This window comes from Ammoniphilus sp. YIM 78166 (assembly GCF_004522215.1).
In the GTDB taxonomy this organism is placed as follows: Bacteria; Bacillota; Bacilli; order Aneurinibacillales; family RAOX-1; genus YIM-78166.
This window is the reverse complement of record NZ_SDLR01000055.1, coordinates 1-367: the sequence shown is the minus strand read 5'-3', so window position 1 is coordinate 367 and position 367 is coordinate 1. Positions and strand designations below refer to the sequence as shown.

The 367-nt window shown below is 54.8% G+C and carries 1 pseudogene; it reads right to left on the bottom strand.

The features are described 5' to 3' along the window. A pseudogene (locus tag EIZ58_RS32865) lies at window positions 1–367 on the bottom strand (5-methyltetrahydropteroyltriglutamate--homocysteine S-methyltransferase); the annotation flags it as partial.

Genomic DNA, 367 nt, shown 5'->3' with positions numbered 1-367 from the left:
GCCGGAGCTCTGTACCCAACCGTTTTGCGTAAAGACAAAGCCATCCAGATGCTCGCCAAAGTATTCCACCATGTCATTACGCTCGGCCTCGCCATGTACCAGCACATCCAGTCCCAAACGTTCCTGCTCAACAATGGCCTGCTTGATATGTTCCGCAATGCCTGTGCGGTAGTTGTTGGCGTCGAGATTACCCTTTTTGAAATCCAGACGCAGGGTACGAATCTCCGTGGTTTGCGGGAAGGAACCAATCGTGGTGGTCGGCCACGCGGGCAGTTTAAAACGCGCACGCTGGGCTTCAGCACGCACTTCATAGACATTCGCACGCTGACTGTCCTGAGCGGTGATCGCCGCCAGACGCTTTTCTACT